The 20007-nt window shown below is 60.9% G+C and carries 17 protein-coding genes; 9 read left to right on the forward strand and 8 right to left on the reverse strand.

Going from position 1 to position 20007, the window contains the following annotated elements:
- Nucleotides 1-16 precede the first annotated feature (16 nt).
- A complete protein-coding gene (trpD, locus tag DU505_RS02535) occupies nt 17-1036 on the forward strand; it encodes an anthranilate phosphoribosyltransferase (RefSeq protein ID WP_114477410.1) in 1020 nt (339 codons plus the stop codon).
- A 110-nt stretch (nt 1037-1146) separates the two neighbouring features.
- Here the strand turns inward: trpD and DU505_RS02540 are convergent, their stop codons facing one another.
- From DU505_RS02540 to DU505_RS02555, 4 genes are all read right to left on the reverse strand, one after another.
- Nucleotides 1147-3099: a TonB-dependent receptor domain-containing protein gene (locus tag DU505_RS02540; RefSeq protein ID WP_114477411.1), complete on the reverse strand. Its 1953-nt coding sequence runs from the start codon at nt 3097-3099 to the stop codon at nt 1147-1149.
- 99 nt (nt 3100-3198) lie between these two features.
- The gene (locus DU505_RS02545) at nt 3199-4548 is read right to left on the reverse strand and encodes a sensor histidine kinase (protein WP_114477412.1); all 1350 of its coding nucleotides are present in this window, start codon (nt 4546-4548) and stop codon (nt 3199-3201) included.
- Nucleotides 4545-5249: a response regulator transcription factor gene (locus DU505_RS02550; RefSeq protein WP_114477413.1), complete on the reverse strand. Its 705-nt coding sequence runs from the start codon at nt 5247-5249 to the stop codon at nt 4545-4547. Before DU505_RS02550 ends, DU505_RS02545 begins: the two co-directional genes overlap by 4 nt.
- Before the next feature lie 117 nt (nt 5250-5366).
- Nucleotides 5367-6134 carry a 4'-phosphopantetheinyl transferase family protein gene (locus DU505_RS02555; RefSeq protein WP_245947744.1) on the reverse strand — a complete coding sequence of 256 codons (768 nt, stop codon included), beginning with the start codon at nt 6132-6134 and terminating at the stop codon, nt 5367-5369.
- A 216-nt stretch (nt 6135-6350) separates the two neighbouring features.
- Here DU505_RS02555 and trpC point away from each other — a divergent pair, with 216 nt between their 5' ends.
- From trpC to nosP, 6 genes are all read left to right on the forward strand, one after another.
- A complete protein-coding gene (gene trpC / locus DU505_RS02560) occupies nt 6351-7160 on the forward strand; it encodes an indole-3-glycerol phosphate synthase TrpC (RefSeq protein ID WP_114477415.1) in 810 nt (269 codons plus the stop codon).
- Nucleotides 7161-7935: 775 nt separating this feature from the next.
- Nucleotides 7936-8247, forward strand: coding sequence for a hypothetical protein (locus DU505_RS02565; protein ID WP_114477416.1), 312 nt, complete (start codon nt 7936-7938; stop codon nt 8245-8247).
- Nucleotides 8248-8339: 92 nt separating this feature from the next.
- Complete coding sequence (locus DU505_RS02570) at nt 8340-8651, forward strand: hypothetical protein (protein WP_114477417.1); 312 nt, start codon at nt 8340-8342, stop codon at nt 8649-8651.
- 93 nt (nt 8652-8744) lie between these two features.
- The gene (locus DU505_RS02575) at nt 8745-9212 is read left to right on the forward strand and encodes a nucleotidyltransferase (protein ID WP_114477418.1); all 468 of its coding nucleotides are present in this window, start codon (nt 8745-8747) and stop codon (nt 9210-9212) included.
- 157 nt (nt 9213-9369) lie between these two features.
- Nucleotides 9370-9786 (forward strand): hypothetical protein, encoded by a 417-nt coding sequence (locus tag DU505_RS02580; protein ID WP_114477419.1) that lies wholly within the window; start codon nt 9370-9372, stop codon nt 9784-9786.
- Nucleotides 9787-10138: 352 nt separating this feature from the next.
- Nucleotides 10139-12496 (forward strand): nitric oxide-sensing protein NosP, encoded by a 2358-nt coding sequence (gene nosP / locus DU505_RS22790; protein ID WP_245947745.1) that lies wholly within the window; start codon nt 10139-10141, stop codon nt 12494-12496.
- Here the strand turns inward: nosP and DU505_RS02595 are convergent.
- Complete coding sequence (locus DU505_RS02595; protein ID WP_114477466.1) at nt 12473-12568, reverse strand: DUF2905 family protein; 96 nt, start codon at nt 12566-12568, stop codon at nt 12473-12475. The genes nosP and DU505_RS02595 overlap by 24 nt on opposite strands.
- An 883-nt stretch (nt 12569-13451) precedes the next feature.
- Between DU505_RS02595 and DU505_RS02600 the strand changes: the two genes are divergently transcribed.
- Nucleotides 13452-13958 (forward strand): hypothetical protein, encoded by a 507-nt coding sequence (locus DU505_RS02600; protein WP_114477420.1) that lies wholly within the window; start codon nt 13452-13454, stop codon nt 13956-13958.
- A gap of 57 nt (nt 13959-14015) precedes the next feature.
- Here the strand turns inward: DU505_RS02600 and DU505_RS02605 are convergent, their stop codons facing one another.
- Both DU505_RS02605 and ydiJ read right to left on the reverse strand, forming a co-directional pair.
- A complete protein-coding gene (locus tag DU505_RS02605) occupies nt 14016-14216 on the reverse strand; it encodes a DUF2905 domain-containing protein (RefSeq protein ID WP_114477421.1) in 201 nt (66 codons plus the stop codon).
- A 109-nt stretch (nt 14217-14325) separates the two neighbouring features.
- Complete coding sequence (gene ydiJ / locus DU505_RS02610) at nt 14326-17526, reverse strand: D-2-hydroxyglutarate dehydrogenase YdiJ (protein WP_114477422.1); 3201 nt, start codon at nt 17524-17526, stop codon at nt 14326-14328.
- A gap of 180 nt (nt 17527-17706) precedes the next feature.
- On the opposite strand from ydiJ, the gene serS reads away from it, so the two are divergent.
- Nucleotides 17707-18984: a serine--tRNA ligase gene (gene serS, locus DU505_RS02615; RefSeq protein WP_114477467.1), complete on the forward strand. Its 1278-nt coding sequence runs from the start codon at nt 17707-17709 to the stop codon at nt 18982-18984.
- Nucleotides 18985-19145: 161 nt separating this feature from the next.
- On the opposite strand, the gene DU505_RS02620 is transcribed toward serS, so the two are convergent.
- Nucleotides 19146-19913, reverse strand: a complete 768-nt coding sequence (locus DU505_RS02620) for an SIMPL domain-containing protein (protein WP_114477423.1) — start codon at nt 19911-19913, stop codon at nt 19146-19148.
- Nucleotides 19914-20007 lie beyond the last annotated feature (94 nt).

Genomic DNA, 20007 nt, shown 5'->3' on the forward strand with positions numbered 1-20007 from the left:
CAGAGGAGTCCTGCCAATGCAGATGCGAGAGGCAATTGCCGCAGTGATGCGCCGCGAAAACCTGAGCTTCGATGCGACGCACGGGGTGATGCAACAGATCATGACCGGTGAGGCCACCGATGCCCAGATTGGCGGTCTGCTGGTCGGCCTGGCCATGAAGGGCGAGACCGCCGAGGAGATCGGTGCGGCGGCCCAGGTCATGCGTGAGCTCATGAATCGGGTGCGGGTCACGGCGGACAATATCGTCGATATCGTCGGCACCGGTGGCGACGGTGCCAACCTGTTCAACGTCTCTACCGCCGCCAGCTTCGTGGCCGCCGCCGGTGGTGCCCATGTGGCCAAGCACGGCAATCGCAGCGTATCGTCCTCGTCCGGTAGCGCCGACCTGTTCGACGTGGCGGGGATCAACCTGGACCTCAAGCCGGCCGAGGTGGGCCGCTGCATCGAGCAGGTGGGGGTCGGCTTCATGTTCGCCCCCAACCATCACCCGGCCATGCGCTATGCGATCGGGCCGCGTCGTGAGATGGGCGTGCGCACCCTGTTCAATATTCTCGGGCCGCTCACCAATCCCGCCGGCGCCCCCAATCAGCTGCTGGGCGTCTACTCGCCGGAACTGGTTCCGCTGATGGCCGAGGTTCTGCAGTATCTCGGTAGCCGACATGTCATGGTGGTGCATGCCGAGGACGGCCTGGACGAGATATCGCTGGCCGCACCGACCCAGGTGGCGGAGCTCAAGGACGGCGAGATCCGCCGCTATACGATCACTCCCGAAGAGCTGGGTATCGAGCGCCAGGACATGGCGCCGCTCAAGGTAGTCAGCGCCGAGGACAGCCTGCGGCTGGTACGCGAGGCCCTGGTAGGCGAAGGGTTGGCGGCCGACATCGTCGCGCTCAACGCCGGCGCTGCGCTCTACTGCGCGGATATCGCCGACTCGTTGAAAGAGGGCGTGGCCATGGCCCAGGATGCTCAGGCCTCCAAGCTGCCGCTGGAGAAAATGAAGGAACTGGCTGATTTTACCCGCGTGCTGCTCCCTTAATTTCCTGGCCGAGCCAGGCCCGGTGACAGGTTGCTTTTCAGGGGGAGCTGGATATCGGCAGAAGCTGAGGGGCGCCAACAGGCGCCCCTCCTCGGTTCTCCATCGTCGGTTCAGTAACGATAGCTGGCACTCAGTCGTATATCCCGCCCGGGGTCGGGCAGACCGTGAGCAACGTCGCCAGCATCGCCGTAGCTGGCGTGATCGGAGTGCTGCTTGTCGAAGATGTTGTTGACCCTGAGCGAGAGCGTCAGGTGGTCGCTGGCAAGCGGGTGCCAGCGGGCATAGACGTCATTGACCCCATAGCCGGCTTTCTCTGGGTAGCCGCTGGCCACCTTGGTCAGCCGCTCGGCGAAGCGTCCAGTCCAGCCAAGGTGGAGGCTGTTCGTCGCCTGGAAATTCACGTTGGCCACCCACGTATCGCCGATGCTGGTGCCGATGGCCATGTCATCGTCGCTCAGCGGCTCGCCGTTAAGCTCAGGCCGGGCCTGGCTATAGGAGAGTGATGCGTCCAGGCGATCCCATTCGTAGCCGACGCTGGCGTTGAAGCCGCGGGACTTCAGCTCGCCGAGATTCCCGAGCACGGCGCGATCAACCTGGCCTACCGCATCGTCGATACGCATCTCGAAGGCTTCCGCCGCCAGGTAGAGGTTGCCGTGACGATAGGTGGCGCCTAACTGGTAGTTGTCGGCCGTTTCCTCTTGACGATCCTCTGCGTTGCGATAGTAGTCGAGAACGAACAGCTCCTTGATCTGAGTGCCGCGAATGGCGCGTGCCCAGCCGCCATACAGGTTGAGTCGCTCGGTGGCATCGAAGCTGAAGCCCAGGTTGGGGCTCAGGCCGGATTCGCTGAAGGCGTTGCCGGTCAGTTCCTCGTCCAGCTCGAACCAGTCATAGCGCGCGCCGGCGCTGAGCTGTAGTCGGTCTGTCAGCTGGTAGCGGTTCTGGAGATAGATGCCCACCACGCTTCCGTCTTCCCGGTCGGTGCCGTAGAGGGGGCTGCCGAGTCTGCCCTCGTCCTGCTGGTAGTCGATACCGTAGGTCAAGGTGTGGTCGACGATCCGGCTACGGTTGCGCAGATCGCCGCCGTAGCTCTCCATGGCGCCGGTGTAGTCGCCAAAGGGGCCGTCGATATGGTCAAGAGAGGCTTCGGTACGATACAGCGTCAGGTCCAGGTCCAGCCAGTCGCTGGTGTTAGAGGTGAAGCCATACTTGCCGGTCACGGTTTCGCGGACCACTTCCTGGTCGATGGGGGCGTTACGGACACTGGGCCGCCAGTGGGGACGATGCAGGCGATACGCCTGGTCCTCGCTGCGTTCGTAGCTCAGCGCGAGCCTCTGCTCGTCGGTGAGCTCGCCCACCAGCTTGGCGAAGCCAGTCAATCGTTCGCTGCTTGTGTAACGTTGGGTATTACCCTCGGCATCCTGATAGTCGCCGTGATCGGCCTGGGTCAGGGTTGCCAGGCCGCTCCAGCTGTCGGTCAAGCGACCGTAGAGAGAGGCCGACCCATTGTAGCCGTCGGTATTGCTGAAGTAGCCGCCCTTAAGGAGTACGCCGAAATTCTGGCCCGGGCGCAGCAAGTCCTCCGGGTCCTTGGTGACGAAGCGAATGGCACCTCCCAGGGCGCCGGGCCCGTTGGTAGCCTCCCCGGCGCCGGCGACGAGGTCGACCTGCTTGAGCAGCTCGGGTTCGACGAGCAGCCGGCCCTGGTGGTGGAATAAATAGCCGGATTGGGTGGCACCGTCGACGGTGACGTTAAGCATGGTGTCTTCCAGGCCGCGCACATAGACTTTCTGTGCGGCCGGCGCACCACCACCCACGGCGACGTTGGGCAGGTCAGCGAAGATATCCTGCAGGTCATTTGCCTGGCGACGCTCAAGCGTCTCGGTGGTGACGACGTGGTCGCTCCCGGCGTCACGTTCTGCGGTTACCTGTATGGGCTCAAGTGTCTGAGAGGAGCTCTGGGCCAAGGCCGAGGAACTGACGCCGAGGAAGACGATGGCCAGCCATAGCGGATTGCGCGGCCAATGGCGGGTGCTGGGAGACTCGGGAATCATGCTGTACATGCACTCCAGTTGGTGATAGAAATTCTTATTTGGTGTGCATTCTTGTTTAACTCTCAGATAATGTGAATTGCTTTTACATTTGTTACGAATCGGTCACGTTCACCCGGCACGAGTTGCCGGTAACCAGAGCGATACGCGCAAGCTACCGGAGGGGAGATTCTCTGCCCGAATCCACCCGCCGGTAGCTTCAACCTGCCGGCGAGCTAGGGCCAGCCCCAGGCCATGGCCGTCAGGCCGGTCATTGCGGGCCCTGCTGGTGCGGAAGAAAGGCGTGAAGATCAGCTCAAGTTGATCGGCCGGTACCCCGGGGCCTTCGTCGTCGACGCAGAGCAGGTAACCTGCTTCATACGAACGCAAGCAAACTCGAATTTTACCGCCGAGAGGGGTGTAGTGGCAGGCGTTGCGAATCACGTTCTCCACCGCTTGGGCAAGGGCCCGGTGGCTGCTGCCACTGATCTCGGCCTGGGCCGGCCATTCTGCGCTGAAGCAGTGGTCCGTGTACTCGTAACGAACATCTTCGAGGACGCTGTCGAGTAGGTCGGTGAGATCCAGGCATTCCTGGTCGAGCCTGGGGTTTTCGTTTTCAAGCCAGGCCAGGGTGAGGGTGTCTTCCACCAGGCTGCGCATCAGGCGACATTCGCGGTGGATGCGGGGCAGGAAGTGCTGTGTATCGATGCCTTCCTCGACGCAGCTCACTGCCATGTCGATGCGGGTCAAGGGGGTTCGTAGTTCATGGGAAAGATCGGCGATCAGCTGTCGCTGGGTGAGGATCCGTTCGCCGGTACGCTCGGCCATCCTGTCGAAGGTCTCCGCCAGAGCGGTGAGCTCATCGTTGCGGTTGCCGAGCAAGGCGCGCACCCGCACGCCTAGGTTGCCCTCGCTGAACGCCCGGGTGGCAAGCTCGAGCTGGCGCAGTGGCTCCATCAGCAGGCGGTAGATTACTAATGTTAGCAGTACCAGTACGCCCAGGGGCAAGGCCACCTTTAGGAAGAAACTCGCCTGATGGAGATATTGGCCAGGGCGCATGCGCTGGGGAAGGGTCACCAGGAAGTGGGTATGACCGTCTGAGAAGGTGACGTCCATGATGGGGTTTTCAGGGAAGTAGAGATGCATCTTCCACTCCACGTTGCGCCCCAACCGGAATCCTTCATGGAATCGTGCCGATAGCGAGCTGCCTGCCAGCGGTTGAACATCGGAGCGCACCACGGCCGCCCAGGTATCCTCGTGGGCCTGCAACTCCTCCAGCCAAGCTGCAAGCGCCTGCTCGTCGCCGGCTCTATACAAACGCTCGGCAGTCTTACCCCACTGTTTCAGGGTCTGCTGGTGATGCTCGGCAATGTAGCTCATCTTCTGCTCGGTTTCGGAGCCGAGAAACGTGACCACCCAAACCAGCACCAGGGTGCCCAGTGCAAGGGGGCCACACAGCTTCCAGAACAGGGGGCGACTCACAGGAAACAGTACCCTTTGCCGTGCACCGTCTGCAGCCGATCGGCGGCCATGCCCGCCATGGTCAGCTTGCGGCGGACCCTGCTCAGGTGCATGTCGAGGCTGCGGTCGTAACGGCTGAACTCACGCTCTAGCACCAACTGGTAGAGGTAGGGCTTGCTCAGCACCTCTCCTTGGTGAAGAACCAGTGACCAGAGTAAACGGAACTGGATCGGCGTAAGAGTGCTGGCGATGTCGTCATAGTGCACCGCCTGGTTGATACGGTGCAGTCTGAGGGGCCCCACGCAGAGTTCATCGGGATCGGCGCGTTGATCGGTACTGCCTTGAGTGCGACGGAGCAGGGCCTCGATGCGAAGCAGCAGTTCGGTGAAGCCGAAGGGCTTCGGGACATAGTCATCGGCGCCGCGACGGTAGCCCAGGATGCGCTCCTCTTCCGCGCCGCGGGCGGTGAGCATCATCACCGGGGTCTGGCGCGTCTTGCGCAGCCGGGCGAGCACCTCGAAGCCATCCAGCTTCGGCAGCAGCACGTCCAGCAGGATCAGATCGAAGCGTTGACTGAGGGCGGCGGTCAGAGCGTCTTCGCCTTCGTAGCATTGGTGTATCCGGTATCCCTTGCCTTCCAGGAGACCGGCGACCTGACCATTCAGCGTCCGGTCGTCCTCGACCACTAGGATGCGTGGCCGGCGCTGAGCGACTGAGGCCATAGGATATCCATTCTATGTGATTATGATAATCATTATCGTATGCGTGTTGAGTGCGATTGGCAACTCATCTCACGTATTGGCGCTGGAATCCAGGTGTTCGAGTTCAGGTGCCATCCTTCAAGTGCCCAACATGTCGCGCCCCGCGTCATCTTGGCCCAGGGTGGGCAGCGCCACCAGGCTGAGAAGCCGCCCCTCGTACAGGCAGACTTCGCCTGCGACTTCGCTTCCGGCCGGCCAGTCGAGCCCCAGGTTTCTGAGCAGGCGCAGACGCACCGTGCCGATGCCGTGCCAGGCCACCAGCTCGGCAGCCTGAAAGTGGAACATCTGACCTACCACCGGGTAGAGTGCCTTGAACAGGCTCTCCTTGAGGGAAAAGGCCGCGGTTACCATCAGGCCAATCTCTGCCCCGGGCAACCGCTCGAGGCGATCGGTTTCCCCGGGCGTGAGCACTCTCCTGGCCAGGCGAAGCGCCTGGGTGGCATCCAGCAGCCGCTCGGCGTCCAGGCCGAGCCCCAGGTACGCCTTTCTGGAGGCAACCAGTGCAGCGGCCCAGCCATCGTTATGGGTAATGGCGCCCACACAGTCACGGGGCCAGCAGGGGGAGCGGTCCTCGTTCATGCCTGGTGTCGCGTCCCTGCCGTCCAGCAGCCATAAGCCGTGCCTTGCGCACAGGCGCCCGGCGATGAATTCGGCACGCCGCTTGGCGACGGCGCCGTGCAGGCGTTGGGGCAGGGCGATGCCCTGATAGCCGGAACCGGAGGCATCGTGATCGTCTGTCAGCTCGCCGAACAGCGTAGCGTCGAAGCGCGTCGCGACCAGGCGGGCGCCAGTCAGCGGCGAGGCCCAGGGCCAGGCGCTGGTGAATGGCGCATGAAATGTCGGCATGGTTTCCATTGGTGGATTCTGGCACGCGCCCACCTGCCGCCGCCACCGCTACCCGGACGGAACCCAGGCGACGGGAGAGGGGGCGAGAGGGGGCCAGGAGCGCGCGCAGGCAGCTAACTTGGGTAGTCGCTCTTTCAATGTCGCGCGGGTGATAGGTAAGATGGTTAGCTTACCGGCTTTATCCGCGGCCAGTGCCGCCCGTACCGAGACATCATCATGAGCCCGACGCAGGACGCACCCCCTACCATCTTGACCCGCATCCTGGCCCGCAAGGATGAGGAAGTCGCCGAGCGGCAGCGCGCCGTACCGGAGGCTGAGCTATTGGCTCTGGCCGAGCGGCTGGAGTTGCCTCGCGGCTTCATTGCAGCGCTGAACCAGAGCATCGAAGAGGGCGACCCGGCGGTGATCGCCGAGATCAAGAAAGCCTCCCCCTCACGGGGTGTCATGCGCGAAGATTTCCAGCCAGGCGAGATTGCCAAGAGCTATGCCGCCGGTGGCGCCTCCTGCCTCTCGGTACTGACCGATGCCGACTTCTTCCAGGGCCATGAAGACTTCCTGATCGAAGCCCGCGAGGCTTGCGATCTGCCAGTGATCCGCAAGGACTTCATCATCCACGGCTATCAGGTCAGCGAGGCGCGTGCCATCGGCGCCGACTGCATCCTGCTGATCGTCGCCGCCCTGGACGACGCCCGCATGGCCGATCTATACCAGCAGGCGGTGCTGCTGGGCATGGATGTGCTGGTGGAAGTGCATGACGTCCATGAGCTCGAGCGCGCGCTGAAGCTGGGAATCGACCTGGTGGGTATCAATAATCGCAACCTGCACACCTTCGAGACTCGCCTGGAAACCACACTCGACATGCTGGGACATATTCCTGCGGGCATCACCGTGGTGACCGAGTCCGGCATCAATACCCGTAGTGATATGTTGCGCATGCGCGAGCACGACGTGAATGGCTTCCTCGTCGGCGAGGCCTTTATGCGCGAGACAGACCCCGGTGAAGCACTGCGGCGGCTGTTCTTCTAAGCAGCGGCATTATCAAAGAGGGCAGCCATCAGGGTTGCCTTTTTGTTAGGCTGCCCTGCTGTTAGTAAGTATCAACTCACTCCCCAGTCCCCCAATAACGTCACTTCCGCCATACACCCCCATAGCGTTGATGCACCAATGCTCGACAATTTTGCGGGCATCCCTCCCTGCGGATAGTATGAAGGCCAGGCTGCTGAGATAGCGCAAAGGACGCAAGGGACGCCCACTGGAAAGCCGTGTGCCGATTTCCCTGGCGGTAGCGTGCCCCAACTTTGACAACCGCGACGACGAGGCGTAAAGGATGATTGAAAGGGCTAAGGCTGCGCGCGTGCGGTATAACAAGGAATGAACGAGTCAGCAAGGTTTGCTTATATATAGATACCTACGTAAATTTTACTTCGGGCCTGTTCAAGCCATTTCTCTCTGAAGAGGCTCAGGTTAATCCCGAGTGCTATGGTGCCGAACTAGCTTGGTGGCTTTCCCGTGAGCTTGCAACGAGGGGAGTAGAAACCATAAATCACCGAAGCACACAGAGATAGAATTGACCATGCCAGCCAAATATGGGTTGGATTTCGAATCGCATTTGGGGCACTCATGGTATATCGAATATTCTCACACTTCGGTTCATTGGCCTGGTTCTAATCCGCAAGTGCGCTATGTCCGGAATGGAAGCGTCACATAATAAGGCCCAGCACTTCACCGTCCAAAGCGGCGGTGGGACACTCGTGAACTCGCGCCCGTTTGCGCGGCCTTATGCTTCTGGAGCGGTTTAGGTATGGATGCAAATACAACGATATTGGCGATTCTTGATTCGACAATCCAGGGAGCGTTGTGGGCAGTGCTCTGTTTTTCCCTAATCCAGAATTTCAATTTAGAAGATTTTTGGTACCTAATCTGCGCTCTCGTATTGATTGTAGAGCTTGGCCTCTTGGTGCTTCATCAGAAAATTACTTTCCCCGGGATTATTTCGTATCTCGGCTATGAGCCTAATGAGAAGCTTAATGCAATGAAAAAATTTAACGTTGGAGATCATGCTATTAACGTCGTGGTCATGTTTGTGGTTGTATATGCCTTTATCAAAGTATAATAAAGCTGGCCGCGGTGACGGCTACTGCATTCCGACTTCGCCTCCATTCCTAACGGCGCGTGCTGAGCGGCGTTATGTATCAAGGATAGTTCGTGGGTAGTGCTCAAAAACTCAAAATCTTGCGCAGCGTGGACGCCGCTTTGGCGAACCCGGCACTGCATCAGCAGAAATTCAAGCGAATGCGCATGGTAGCCGCCGTTACCGCTTGGCTGGGGTTTTTTTCATGCTTCTTGTTGTATTTTCAGGGCCTCCCTGGAATCTACCTTCCAATTCTGGCGTCGCTGTCAGGCGTGCTTTTTGGTGTTGCGCTCTATCTTGGGAATTCGATTAAACAGTGGCCCATACTAGCTCAACATGTCAGTCGGGAATCGGTCAGGGAGCAGATCAGTGAGCTCGAAACATAATCGGTGCAGGCATGGTGACGTCGTTACCATTATGCCTTCGGCACCATTCCAAGGTTGCGCATGCTGCAAGCGTCATGCGCAAAAGGAGGAAGCGTGCATCAGGTAGCAGTCCAATGGATTGTGGGGTTGCTGAGAGAGAGAAATATTCCTTTTCTGATCTGCGGGGGGCTCGCAGCAAAGGGGTATGGCTCTGAGCGTGATCTGAACGATATTGATCTTTTCGTCCCCGGAGAGAATTTTTCGTCAGTGGTTCAGGCCGGCCAGGAATTTATATCCAAGGCGGCCTCTCACTACCAGGAGGAAGGCTGGGATCTAACCTATGTCCAGTTCAAGTATGAAGGAATCAAAGTAGAGGTGGGTAGCGCTGACGGCCCGAAAATCTTCGATGGAGGCAACGAGACTTGGGTTCCCCTCAACATAGATTTTTCTCGCTATGCGACCGTGCATTTGCTGGGTCTTGAGCTTCCCCTTATGCTGAAGGACGATCTGGTACATTATAAATCTTCACTTTCACGTCCAGTGGATATCGAGGATATCCGTGCCATCCGTGAGAGCGCATAAACAGGCTATGCATCGGATGCTGGAACCTCTGCTTCGCGCCGATTTTTTCACAGGTGATGGGGGCGTCATGCGCAAGGAGGCAATGGTGAAAATTCGTGAAACGGAGAGGTTGAGTGTGCGGCTGCTGTGCAATGCGTTACGAAGTAAGGAGTAAACGATGTTGAAACCTGTCATACAGGAAGAATCTACAGGGTGCGGCATTGCGTCTGTTGCCAACATTCTGGGAAAGACCTATTCGGAAATGAAGGACACAGCAAACGCTATGGGTATCCATGCTGAAGATAAATTGCTTTGGTCTGATACCCAGTATGTGAGGAAGATGTTGTCTCATGCCGGGGTCGAGACGTCTGCCGATGAGACTCCTTTTAAATCATGGAGTGCGCTGCCCAATTTGGCATTACTCTCTATCAAGCACCATCAGGAAGAGGGCATGAATTTCTGGCACTGGGTTGTTTTCAAGCGTGTAGGTTGTCAGGCTTTTGTCCTGGATTCAGCAGATTATCTTTCATCCAATATTCGAACGGACTTCAATGAAATGCAGCCCAAGTGGTTCATCGAGGTCAAGAATGCATAATCAGTCCAACATATTCGCTTCCTATGGTCTCCAGACGCTCGTTCTTCGCCGTTTATGGCGGGCATTATGCGTCACCACAGTGGAGTAGTGGCTTATGACCACGAATCAATCGATTGCCCGGTGCGCTTTGCTGGTCGGCCGATGAGGTGCGGGAGTCCAGGAAGCGCATTTCTCCTTCCACGCCATGTCTCGTACCAAACGAGAAGAATCGGATCTGCGCTGCGGCGCGAGACGGCCAGGGGGGCGTACTGTCTGCTAGCGTTGAGTGAATCGCCGACGCGCACAGTCGTGTGGCCGAAGTTAGGTGATAACCTGACCTTGCCGGTTCGATAACGGTCACAACGGAGGTGCCATGAGCCAGATCTTGAGCATGCAGACATGCGCAGACGATGCCCGCAGTGCCGTTCGCGAGTTCTACCAGGAGGTCATTCAGCCCGATACCGAGCTGGTGATGTTCTTCTGTTCCAGCCACTACGACTTGGCGGCGCTGGCCGACGAGATGAGTGGCCTGTTCGGTGACATACCGGTAGTGGGCTGCACCACGGCGGGAGAAATCGGCCCCTTGGGCTATCGCGACCACACGCTCAGTGGCGTCAGCTTCCCGGCTGGCAGCAGTACGGCCGTGACGGGGCGGCTGGACTCCCTGCAGCAGTTCAGTATCGGCCGTGGCCAGGCTTTCAGCCAGTCGCTCCTGCAACGCCTGGAGGCCCGAACGACAAGGCCGAGCGGGGGCAACAGCTTCGGTTTCCTCCTCATCGACGGCCTGTCCGTGCGCGAAGAGCAGGTGGCAAGAACGCTTCAGACGGCGCTGGGCGATATCGTGCTGGTGGGTGGTTCGGCGGGAGATGACCTGCGCTTCGGCCGAACCTGGGTTTACCATGACGGTGCCTTTCACCGCGACAGTGCCGTACTGCTTCTTCTGAAGACGGACTTTGCGTTCCGCCTGTTCAAGACCCAGCACTTCCTTTCGTTGGAAGAGCGCCTTGTCGTCACTCGGGCCAATGCGGAACAACGGATCGTCCACGAGATCAACGGCATGCCTGCTGCCCAGGCCTATGCAGAGCTGATCGGCGTCACGATGGAGACGCTCGAACCCGGGCATTTCGCCGCCGCACCGGTGGTGGTGCTGATCGACGGCACCGATTATGTGCGCTCGATTCAGAAGGCTGAGCCAGACGGCAGCCTTACCTTCTACAGCGCCATCGACGAGGGGCTGGTCCTGCGGGTGGCCCAGGGGATGGACCTGGTCTCGGACCTGGAAGCGACGATGGCGCAACTGTGCGAGGAGCTCGGCCCACCACAGCTGGTGCTCGCCTGCGACTGCATCCTGCGCAACCTGGAGGTCACTCAGAAGGAGAGCAAGACGGCAGTGGAGGCGGTTTTCAAGCGCCACCGTGCGGTGGGCTTCAGCACCTATGGTGAACAGTATGGCGGAGTTCACATGAACCAGACGCTGACCGGTATCGCCATCGGCAGTTCTCTTCGCAGCGCAACGAGCGCACCGTCGAACTGCCTGAGTTCGTCCCACCCTCTTCGGCAGCAGGTCTCGCGAGCTGCCGGGCTCCAGTCGGTGCCGCTGCGGCAGATCGAGTCCGAACGGCTGCACATAATGATGCAGGCGCTAATGGACCGCGCCGAGCGCAACACCAGCGTGCGGGGCTCGGACTTCAGCCTGTTCCAGACCGCGGTGATGCTGGAGGATCAGGTAAGAGCGAGAACCAGGGATCTCGAGGTAGCGCTGAGTGAGAACGAGCAGATCAATCGGGCCCTTCAGCTGGCTCAGGAGGGCATGGCGAGAGAGATACACGAGCGGCGGGAGGCCCTCGAGGCCCTTGAACGGGAGCAGGAGGAGCAACGGGTTCTCATCCGCAAGCTCGAGGAGGCGCATAACCAGCTGCTGCAATCGGAGAAACTCGCTTCCATCGGCCAGCTTGCCGCAGGTATCGCTCATGAAATCAACAACCCCATCGGCTTCGTCAATTCCAACCTCAACACGCTGCGCCAGTACATCGATGATCTGCTGCGCTTGATCGATGCCTACGAGACGCTAGAGCCGACGTTGACGGCCGAGGCCGCAGGGCAGCTCGCAGCCCTCAAGACGGAACTCGATCTGGACTACCTGCGCGAGGACGTCGGTTCATTACTCGACGAGTCCATCGATGGTACCGCACGGGTACGCCGCATCGTCCAGGACCTGCGGGACTTTTCCCGCACCGGTGCCACCGACTGGCAGTTCGCCGATCTGCATCAGGGGCTCGAGAGCACTCTCAACGTGGCGGCCAACGAGATCAAGTACAAGGCCACGGTAGTGCGCGAGTATGGCCAACTGCCCGCGGTCGAGTGCGTGCCGGCACAGCTCAATCAGGTTTTCCTCAACCTGCTGGTCAATGCGGCACAGGCGATTGGCGAGCGCGGTACCATTACCGTTCGAACCGGTTGCGAGGGCGACCAGGTCTGGCTCGCCTTTGTCGATGATGGCGGGGGAATCCCGGCTGAACTGCAGTCGCGGATCTTCGATCCCTTCTTTACCACCAAGCCGGTGGGAGAGGGGACCGGTCTCGGCCTGTCGCTGTCCTATGGGATCGTGCAAAAGCACGGTGGGCGCATCGAAGTCGATAGCCTACCCGGAGCGGGTACGACCTTTACCATCCGGCTACCAATTCGGCGTACCTCAGCCGAAAGCGCCTCAGCGGTTGAACAGCCACAATAATTCGCCGATCAGCAGGCTCAGCCGGATCATGGTGGTAATCGGAAAGAAGAACGAGTCGTCATCGTGGCGAATGCTGTTCTCGCCTGTAACTGGCCGCTGGCCGCCCTTTCAGGGTGCCGCTGCACTTCCGCGTTGGGTAGCATCCTGGAGCTTTTGATGACAACAAGCATTGGATTAATCGTGATAGTTACCTTTTTAGTTGCCAGCGGGGTGATTCTTCTGCGAAGCTCCAGGCAAAAGAGGTTAGGTATACGGCAAAGAATACTTTTTTCGACCTTGGCTGGGGTTGTGGTTATATATGTTGCATGGTTGGCTGTCATGGTTTTTGTGGTTGGTCCATCAATGCGTGCGATGTAAAATGGCCGTGATTCAGCAATAAATCAGCGATATAGCCATCACCATCTACAACGGGCAGGCAAGGTTGTCCGTTCTAGTAAGTGAGTCATCACTTATGCCCCGCCCCAGTGATAGTCTCGCCCCCGGGATAAGCCCCAAACAACGTTGATAAGCAGCACCTTATCTGCTTTGCGGGTGAGGCTACCCAAGCCTAGTATGAGGTCTTAAGGCCGCTAAGATGGCTCGGGAATTAATGGGGTGCCCGGCTGGTCGAATCCCTTCGCCTACGAGATGGAGCTTACGATGATCTGCTTGTTCGTGTTCGAATTTCGATCGAGGGCCGGACGATGATGGCGCATGCCACTTTGTATCGGGGCTCATTTTCAGTGTCGAGTTGAAGAGGCCGAAAAGTTTCTTTTTGGACAAAGAGTTGAGGATTTCCAGTGTCACGGAAGGGAGCCCAAGAGACTCTTTTACTCAAGTACTTGATCGAGCGGAGCATGGAAAAGAACGTAATAATGCCGACTAACAATGCGCTGCACCCGTCACTTGACCCTGCCCGCCTTGCGCTGCCGCTCCATCGTAATGCCGCCCAGTATCTCACAAGGAAGAATCACTGATGAATAAGCTGATTGCTGGCATCTTGCTGCTGTTTCTGCTGCCTAATGCAGCGTTATCAGCAGAGCTTTGGGGGCCTACCACTGCTGGAATGACGATTAAGGATGTCATGCGTGTCGTCGATGACGCTTACCGTATAGACGAAGAGGAGGGCGGTCGCCTGGCGACCAGCGCTGTTGAAGCTGTGCGCAGAGATGACGTCGAGCTGGCGGGCGAGACCTTCACGCAGCGCTTTTACTTCCTTAATGGTCAGCTTACCCAAGTGACGATGAAGCTGGATAACACGCGCGGTTTCGATTCCATGCTGGGTTTTGTAGATTCCCTGACGGAAGAAATGCGCGATCGATATGGTCAAGAGGTCGATTCAGAGATGATAAAGACAGGTGCCATGCGACAAGCGAAAGTGGGCTGGATCGACGGCAACCGAAAGATAAGAATCTTCCTGATGTCCATGGGACCGGACGATTCGTTGCTGAATGTGAATTACCAGGGATACTTTGGTGATTGATTAATACTCACACTGGTGCTGCCTGCCACGGTCGCTCAAGGCGTTGCCGGGGGAAGGTCACCTGCTCGATAGCCACATGATCAGCGAGAGCACCATGCTGATCAGGATCATGGTGGTGATGGGGAAGTAGAACGAGAAATTCTCTCGGCGAATGGCAATGTCGCCGGGCAGTTGGCCAAGGGGCAGCTTGGAGAGCCAGGGCCAGAGCAGCCCGATGGCAACGATGCACAGGCCGATGATGATCAGGGTGCGGGACATGCTGCCTCCTGTTCGCTCGTGGCTCGACTCGACTGCCGGTGGGGTGTGAGCTGCACCCCGCCGGCCTTTCTATTTTGCCTCTGTTTCAGCAACTCATTTACCAGCCTATTTACCAACTCAGCTGTCGCAGGTGGTTCAGCAGCCCCTGTAACGGGTGCGGGAGATCCGTGTCGGAGAGCCGCTTTGCCTGGCTGCGGCAGGAATAGCCGGTGGCCAGCAGGCGGCCGGGGTTGGCGTTGCCTTCCACCACCGGCTGCCACGACTGGGCGTAGATGGCCGCCGAGGTCTCCCGGTTGCGTGCCTCGTGGCCGTAGGTGCCGGACATGCCGCAGCAGCCGGTGGCGACGAGCTCCAGCTCGAAGCCGAAGGCGGCGAATACTTGCTGCCACGCCTTGGGGCTGCCGGGGGCGTTGGTCGACTCGGTGCAGTGGGAGAGCAGCCGGTAGCCGGGGTCGTCAAGCGTGGATAGTTGTCCGGCCAGGGCCGGCGGCACCAGGCGCTGGCCCTGGGCAACCAGCCACTCCTGCAGCATCAGTACCTCGGGCACTGTCTCAGGTCCCAGTGCCTTCACGTACTCCTGGCGGTAGGTCAGGGTCATGGCCGGGTCGATGCCCACCAGCGGCACACCGAATTCGGCCAGGGTGCGCAGTCGCTTTGCCTGTTTCTCCGCGGTGCGCTCGAAGGCGCCGAGGAAGCCCTGCACGTGCAGGGGCTTGCCGTTGGGCGAGTAGGGCGCGACGAACACCTTCATGTCGAGGCGTGAGAGCAGCTCGACGATGTCCATCACCCGCTCGGCCTCGAAGTGGCTGGTAAAGGCGTCCTGCACGAGGACGACGCTTCTGGCCTTCTGCGCCTCGGTCAACAGGCCCAGCGAGATCGGTGTGGCCTCGGCTACGCCCCAGGCCCTGAGCTGCTTGGCCAGCCGCACGCGGGAGAGTCGCGGGCTGTCGACCAGTCCGATGGGGCCCGACAGGAGCTGGTCCACCCAGCGCTGGCCCAGCGCGGCGTTGTAGAGCGGCGCCATGTGCGCCAGGTAGGGCACGAAGAACTCCATGCCGCCAATCAGGTAGTCGCGCACGGGGCGCAGGTACCGACGGTGGTAGAGCTCGAGGAACTGGGAGCGAAACTCGGGTACGTTAACTTTCACAGGGCACTGGCCGGCGCAGGACTTGCAGGCCAGACACCCCGCCATGGCGTCGTAGACCTCATGGGAGAAGTCCGCCTCGTCGCGGCGCTTGAAGCTGTTGCGCACCCGCGCGGGAAGGGCCTTGAGAAAGTGCCATCTACCTTCAGCTCGTTCCTGGCGGGCTTCCTCGAGCACGTCGACACCGGCGTTACCCTGCAGCCGCAGCCACTCGCGCATCAGGCTGGCGCGCCCCTTGGGGGAATGCACCCGGTCGCGGGTCGCCTTCCACGACGGGCACATGGCGTCATTGGGGTCGTAGTTGTAGCAGGCACCGTTGCCGTTGCAGTAGACCGCGGCACTGTGTGCCTGCCACACCCGCTCGTCGATCTGGCGGTCTATCTGGCCACGAGTGGGCACGCCATCGATGGTCAACAGGCCCGGATCGACAAGTTTCACCGCCTGCTCCTCGACTGCTTCGGTCGCGGGCGTCGCAATTTTTCCCGGATTGAGCTGGTTATGCAGGTCGAAGGCGGCCTTGACCCGCTGCAGGCTGGGGTAGAGCTCGCCGAAGAAGCGGGGCGCATACTCCGAACGCACGCCTTTGCCGTGTTCGCCCCACAGCAGGCCGCCATAGCGCTGGGTCAGCGCGGCCACGTCGTCGGAGATTTCCCGGATCAATGTTTCCTGGGCGGGGTCCTTCATGTCGATGGCCGGGCGCACGTGCAGCACACCGGCGTCGACGTGGCCGAACATGCCGTATTCCAGGCCGCGGGCGTCGAGCAGGGCGCGGAACTCGGCGATATAGTCCGCCAGTTGCTCCGGGGGCACCGCGGTGTCCTCGACGAAGGGAATCGGTCGCTTCTCGCCCTTGGCATTGCCCAGCAGCCCCACGGCGCGCTTGCGCATGCCGTAGACGCGCTGGATGGCCCCACGTCCTTCGGCCAGGGTATAACCCAGGCGCGGTACGCTGTCGTCCGCCTCCAGGTGGCGGCAGAAGGTCGTCACCCGCTGGGCCAGCCGCTCGGGGTCGTCGTCGTTGAACTCGATCAGGTTGATGCCGCGAATCGCCACCGCCTGGCGGGTGGCCGTGGCGGTGTCGTCGGCGCTGTCATCTCCGCCCGGCTCGCCGGGAAAGAACTCGGCCACGCTGTTCCAGACGAAGTCCTCCATCGCCAGCATCAGCACCTTGTCGTCAACCGTCTCGATGGAGGTGGGGCGCGCCTGCGGCTGGGTTTGTGAAGAGCCACTGCTTGTCATGAGAGCCTTGGCGTCCCGCAGGGCGTCCATGAAGCCGGCGTAGCGCACGTTGACCAGGGTCGAGTGCTTGGGGATCGGCAGGACGTTGAGCACCGCCTCGTTGAGGAAACCCAGCGAGCCTTCCGAGCCGCACAGCAGGCTGTTCATGTCGAGGCGACCTTGCGCATCTCTCAAGTGCGCCAGGTCATAGCCCGTCAGGCAGCGGTTGAGCGGTGGGAACTTGGCGGTAATCAGCTCGCCCTGGTCATCGATGATCTCCCGGGCGGTGCGGTAGGCCGCGCCAATGATGTCGTCCCGGGCGCACAGCGTCTCCAGTTCGGCTTCCTCGACCGGGCGGCTGACCAGTCGCTTGCCGCCGAGCAGTACGGTGTCGAGCTCGAGCACGTGGTCGCGGGTCTTGCCGTACTCGCAGCTGCCCTGGCCGCTGGCGTCGGTGGAGATCATGCCGCCGATGGTGGCGCGGTTGGAAGTGGAGAGATCCGGGGCGAAGAACAGCCCATGGGGTTTCAGGGCCGCGTTGAGCTGGTCCTTGACCACCCCGGCCTGCACCCGCACGCGGCGGTTGTCGACGTCGATATCCAGGATGCGGTTCATGTGCCGCGAGACATCCACCACCAGGCCGTCGGTGAGCGACTGGCCGTTGGTGCCGGTGCCACCGCCCCGGGGCGTCAGCACGACCTGGCGGTGTTCGCTGCGCGCGGCCAGGCGGGCGATGCGCTCGAGATCCTCGGCGTGGCGGGGGTACAGCACCGCCTGGGGCAGGCGCTGGTAGATCGAGTTGTCGGTGGCCAGCACCGTGCGGTTGCCGTAGTCCGGGGCGATCTCGCCCGCGAAGCCATTGGCCTTCAGGACCTCGAGAAAGCGCAGATAGGGTGCGGCGAGGCCGGCCAGGGTGCTCGATTGAGCGGTGTCCAGTCGTGCGATCATGGTGTCGTATTCAGTCGGTGTCGCTGTCGTGGCATGGCCGGACAGGCAGAAGGGATGACGCTACTTTACCCCGAGAGGGCGGTGGAGCGCACCCCGGCCCACGGCTGTCACATGGCATACGGCCACCCTTTTGCCTACAATGGTCGCCCCGATTTCACCCAATGCGACGGACTGGATTCCATGCTCGATCCCAAACTGCTGCGCAGCGACCTCGAGATGGTCGCACAACGACTGGCCAAGCGTGGCTTCACGCTCGACACCGCGCGACTCGAGGCGCTGGAGTCCCGGCGCCGTGAGATCCAGACCGAGACCGAGACCCTGCAGAGCGAGCGCAATACTCGCTCCAAGTCGATCGGCCAGGCCAAGGCCCAGGGCGAGGACATCCAGCCGCTGCTGGCCGAGGTCAGTGACCTGGGCGACCGGCTCGATGCGGCCAAGGTTCGGCTTGCCGAGGTGCAGGCGGAATGGGACGAGCTGATCAGCGGCCTGCCCAATCTGCCCCACGAGAGCGTGCCGGAGGGTGAGAGCGAAGAGGAAAACGTCGAACTGCATCGCTGGGGCACCCCCAAGACCTTCGACTTCACGGTGCGGGATCACGTGGACCTGGGCGGCCTCCTGGGCAACCTCGACTTCGAGCTGGCGACCAAGCTGACCGGTGCTCGTTTCGCGGTGATGCGCGGCCCCATCGCCCGCCTGCATCGCGCCCTGACCCAGTTCATGCTCGAAAAGCAGACCCTGGAGCACGGCTACGAGGAGTGCTACGTCCCCTTTATGGTCAACGAGGCGTCGCTGTACGGCACCGGCCAGCTGCCCAAGTTCGGCGAAGATCTCTTCCGGCTGGACGACGAGCGCGGCTATCACCTGATTCCCACCGCGGAAGTGCCGCTGACCAACTTCGCCCGCGACGAAATCCTGCCCCACAAGGCGCTGCCGGTGAAGCTCACCGCCCATACGCCGTGCTTCCGCAGCGAGGCGGGCTCCCATGGCCGCGACACCCGGGGCATGATTCGCCAGCACCAGTTCGACAAGGTCGAGATGGTGCAGATGGTCGAGCCCGAGCAGAGCTATGCGGCGCTGGAGGAGATGCGCGGCCATGCCGAAGCGATACTGCAGGCACTCGAGCTGCCCTACCGGGTGGTGACCCTGTGCACCGGGGACATGGGCTTCGGTGCGGCCAAGACCTATGACCTGGAAGTTTGGCTGCCCAGCCAGGAGACCTATCGCGAGATATCCTCGGTCTCCAACTGCGAGGACTTCCAGGCGCGGCGCATGCAGGCGCGCTTCCGCCACCCCGAACAGAAGAAGCCGCAGCTGCTGCATACCCTCAACGGTTCCGGCCTGGCAGTGGGGCGCTGCCTGATTGCGGTGATGGAGAACCACCAGAACGCCGACGGCTCGATCACCGTGCCCGAGGCGTTGCGGCCCTTCATGGGCGGCGTCGAGACCATCAACATCTAGGAGCCTGTCGGACTTAACGCTGATCTACTGACGATCGGTCAAATCCGACAGGCTCCTAGGCATCCGGCCGTATGCTTGGCGCGGAAAGCGAAACACCCCACCGATTGGCGTCGGTGGGGTGTTTTCGTTTGGGCTTACGATCCAGGTCTTATAACCAGGGCCTATGACTCCGGTTCGATCTCCCAGCTGACGCTGACCCCGGCGTCGATGGTGACGGTGCCGGGGCGGTATTCGGCCTGGGGCGCGCTTTCACGCATATCGGCACTCATGGCCATCATGCGCGGGGCGTAGATCGGCGACTGGGTCTCGCTCACCGTGAGCACCGACCCCAGCGTCACGCCCAGAGTGGAGGCCATCAGCTCGGCCTTGTGGCGCGCCTTCTCCAGCGCCATTACCAGCGCTTCATCGGTGGCGGCGTCGCGGTCGGCGAGGTCGTACATCACGCCGTCCAGGGCATTGACCCCGGCCTCTGTCAGCGCGTCGAGCAACAGTGGCAAGCTATCCAGGTCGGCCACCTTCACCTGAAAGGGGCGTTCCAGCCGAGTTCGTACGAGCGTCTCGCGATCACCTTCGCTCGTCCTGGCGCCGGGAATATGCTCCGGATGAACGTTCAGCGAACCGGCGCTGATCGCATCCCGGTCCAGCCCCGCTTCCTCCAGAGTGCGGATCAGCTCGGTGGCGCGCTCCTCCAGCCGGTCACGAGCCTCTCGCAGCGCCGTGGGGTCGCTGCTGTCCTCTTCTTCGCGAGCGATGGCCGGGGTGCGTTCCCACAGCCGGGCGCTGAGCGTGGCGCGGTCAGGCACCACTTCCAATTGGGCCTCGGCCTGGACATCGAGCCGCGAGCGAGTGTCATCGGCTTGTGCGGCCGTGAGCGGCGCGATGGCAATCAGCGCGCCCAGCAGAAAATGTGGGAGATATGAACGGGGCATGGCGCCTCCTTGCTGCAGGTAGTGTCAGGGGTGGTGTTGGGGGGACTGTTCGATTCGAGACACGATTCCGAGTAATGTTCCGTTACCGTTCGGT

It is taken from the genome of Billgrantia montanilacus (assembly GCF_003336675.1).
Classification (GTDB): domain Bacteria; phylum Pseudomonadota; class Gammaproteobacteria; order Pseudomonadales; family Halomonadaceae; genus Halomonas; species Halomonas montanilacus.

Bases quoted from the DNA above. Each gene is read 5' to 3' on its own strand.
- DU505_RS02580 (WP_114477419.1), top strand. From the start codon at position 9,370: ATGTTGAAACCTGTCATACAGGAAGAATCTACAGGGTGCGGCATTGCG.
- DU505_RS02550 (WP_114477413.1), bottom strand. From the start codon at position 5,249: ATGGCCTCAGTCGCTCAGCGCCGGCCACGCATCCTAGTGGTCGAGGAC.
- trpD (WP_114477410.1), top strand. From the start codon at position 17: ATGCAGATGCGAGAGGCAATTGCCGCAGTGATGCGCCGCGAAAACCTG.
- ydiJ (WP_114477422.1), bottom strand. From the start codon at position 17,526: ATGATCGCACGACTGGACACCGCTCAATCGAGCACCCTGGCCGGCCTC.
- DU505_RS02605 (WP_114477421.1), bottom strand. From the start codon at position 14,216: ATGTCCCGCACCCTGATCATCATCGGCCTGTGCATCGTTGCCATCGGG.
- nosP (WP_245947745.1), top strand. From the start codon at position 10,139: ATGAGCCAGATCTTGAGCATGCAGACATGCGCAGACGATGCCCGCAGT.
- DU505_RS02600 (WP_114477420.1), top strand. From the start codon at position 13,452: ATGAATAAGCTGATTGCTGGCATCTTGCTGCTGTTTCTGCTGCCTAAT.
- DU505_RS02540 (WP_114477411.1), bottom strand. From the start codon at position 3,099: ATGTACAGCATGATTCCCGAGTCTCCCAGCACCCGCCATTGGCCGCGC.
- DU505_RS02555 (WP_245947744.1), bottom strand. From the start codon at position 6,134: ATGCCGACATTTCATGCGCCATTCACCAGCGCCTGGCCCTGGGCCTCG.
- serS (WP_114477467.1), top strand. From the start codon at position 17,707: ATGCTCGATCCCAAACTGCTGCGCAGCGACCTCGAGATGGTCGCACAA.
- trpC (WP_114477415.1), top strand. From the start codon at position 6,351: ATGAGCCCGACGCAGGACGCACCCCCTACCATCTTGACCCGCATCCTG.
- DU505_RS02620 (WP_114477423.1), bottom strand. From the start codon at position 19,913: ATGCCCCGTTCATATCTCCCACATTTTCTGCTGGGCGCGCTGATTGCC.
- DU505_RS02565 (WP_114477416.1), top strand. From the start codon at position 7,936: ATGGATGCAAATACAACGATATTGGCGATTCTTGATTCGACAATCCAG.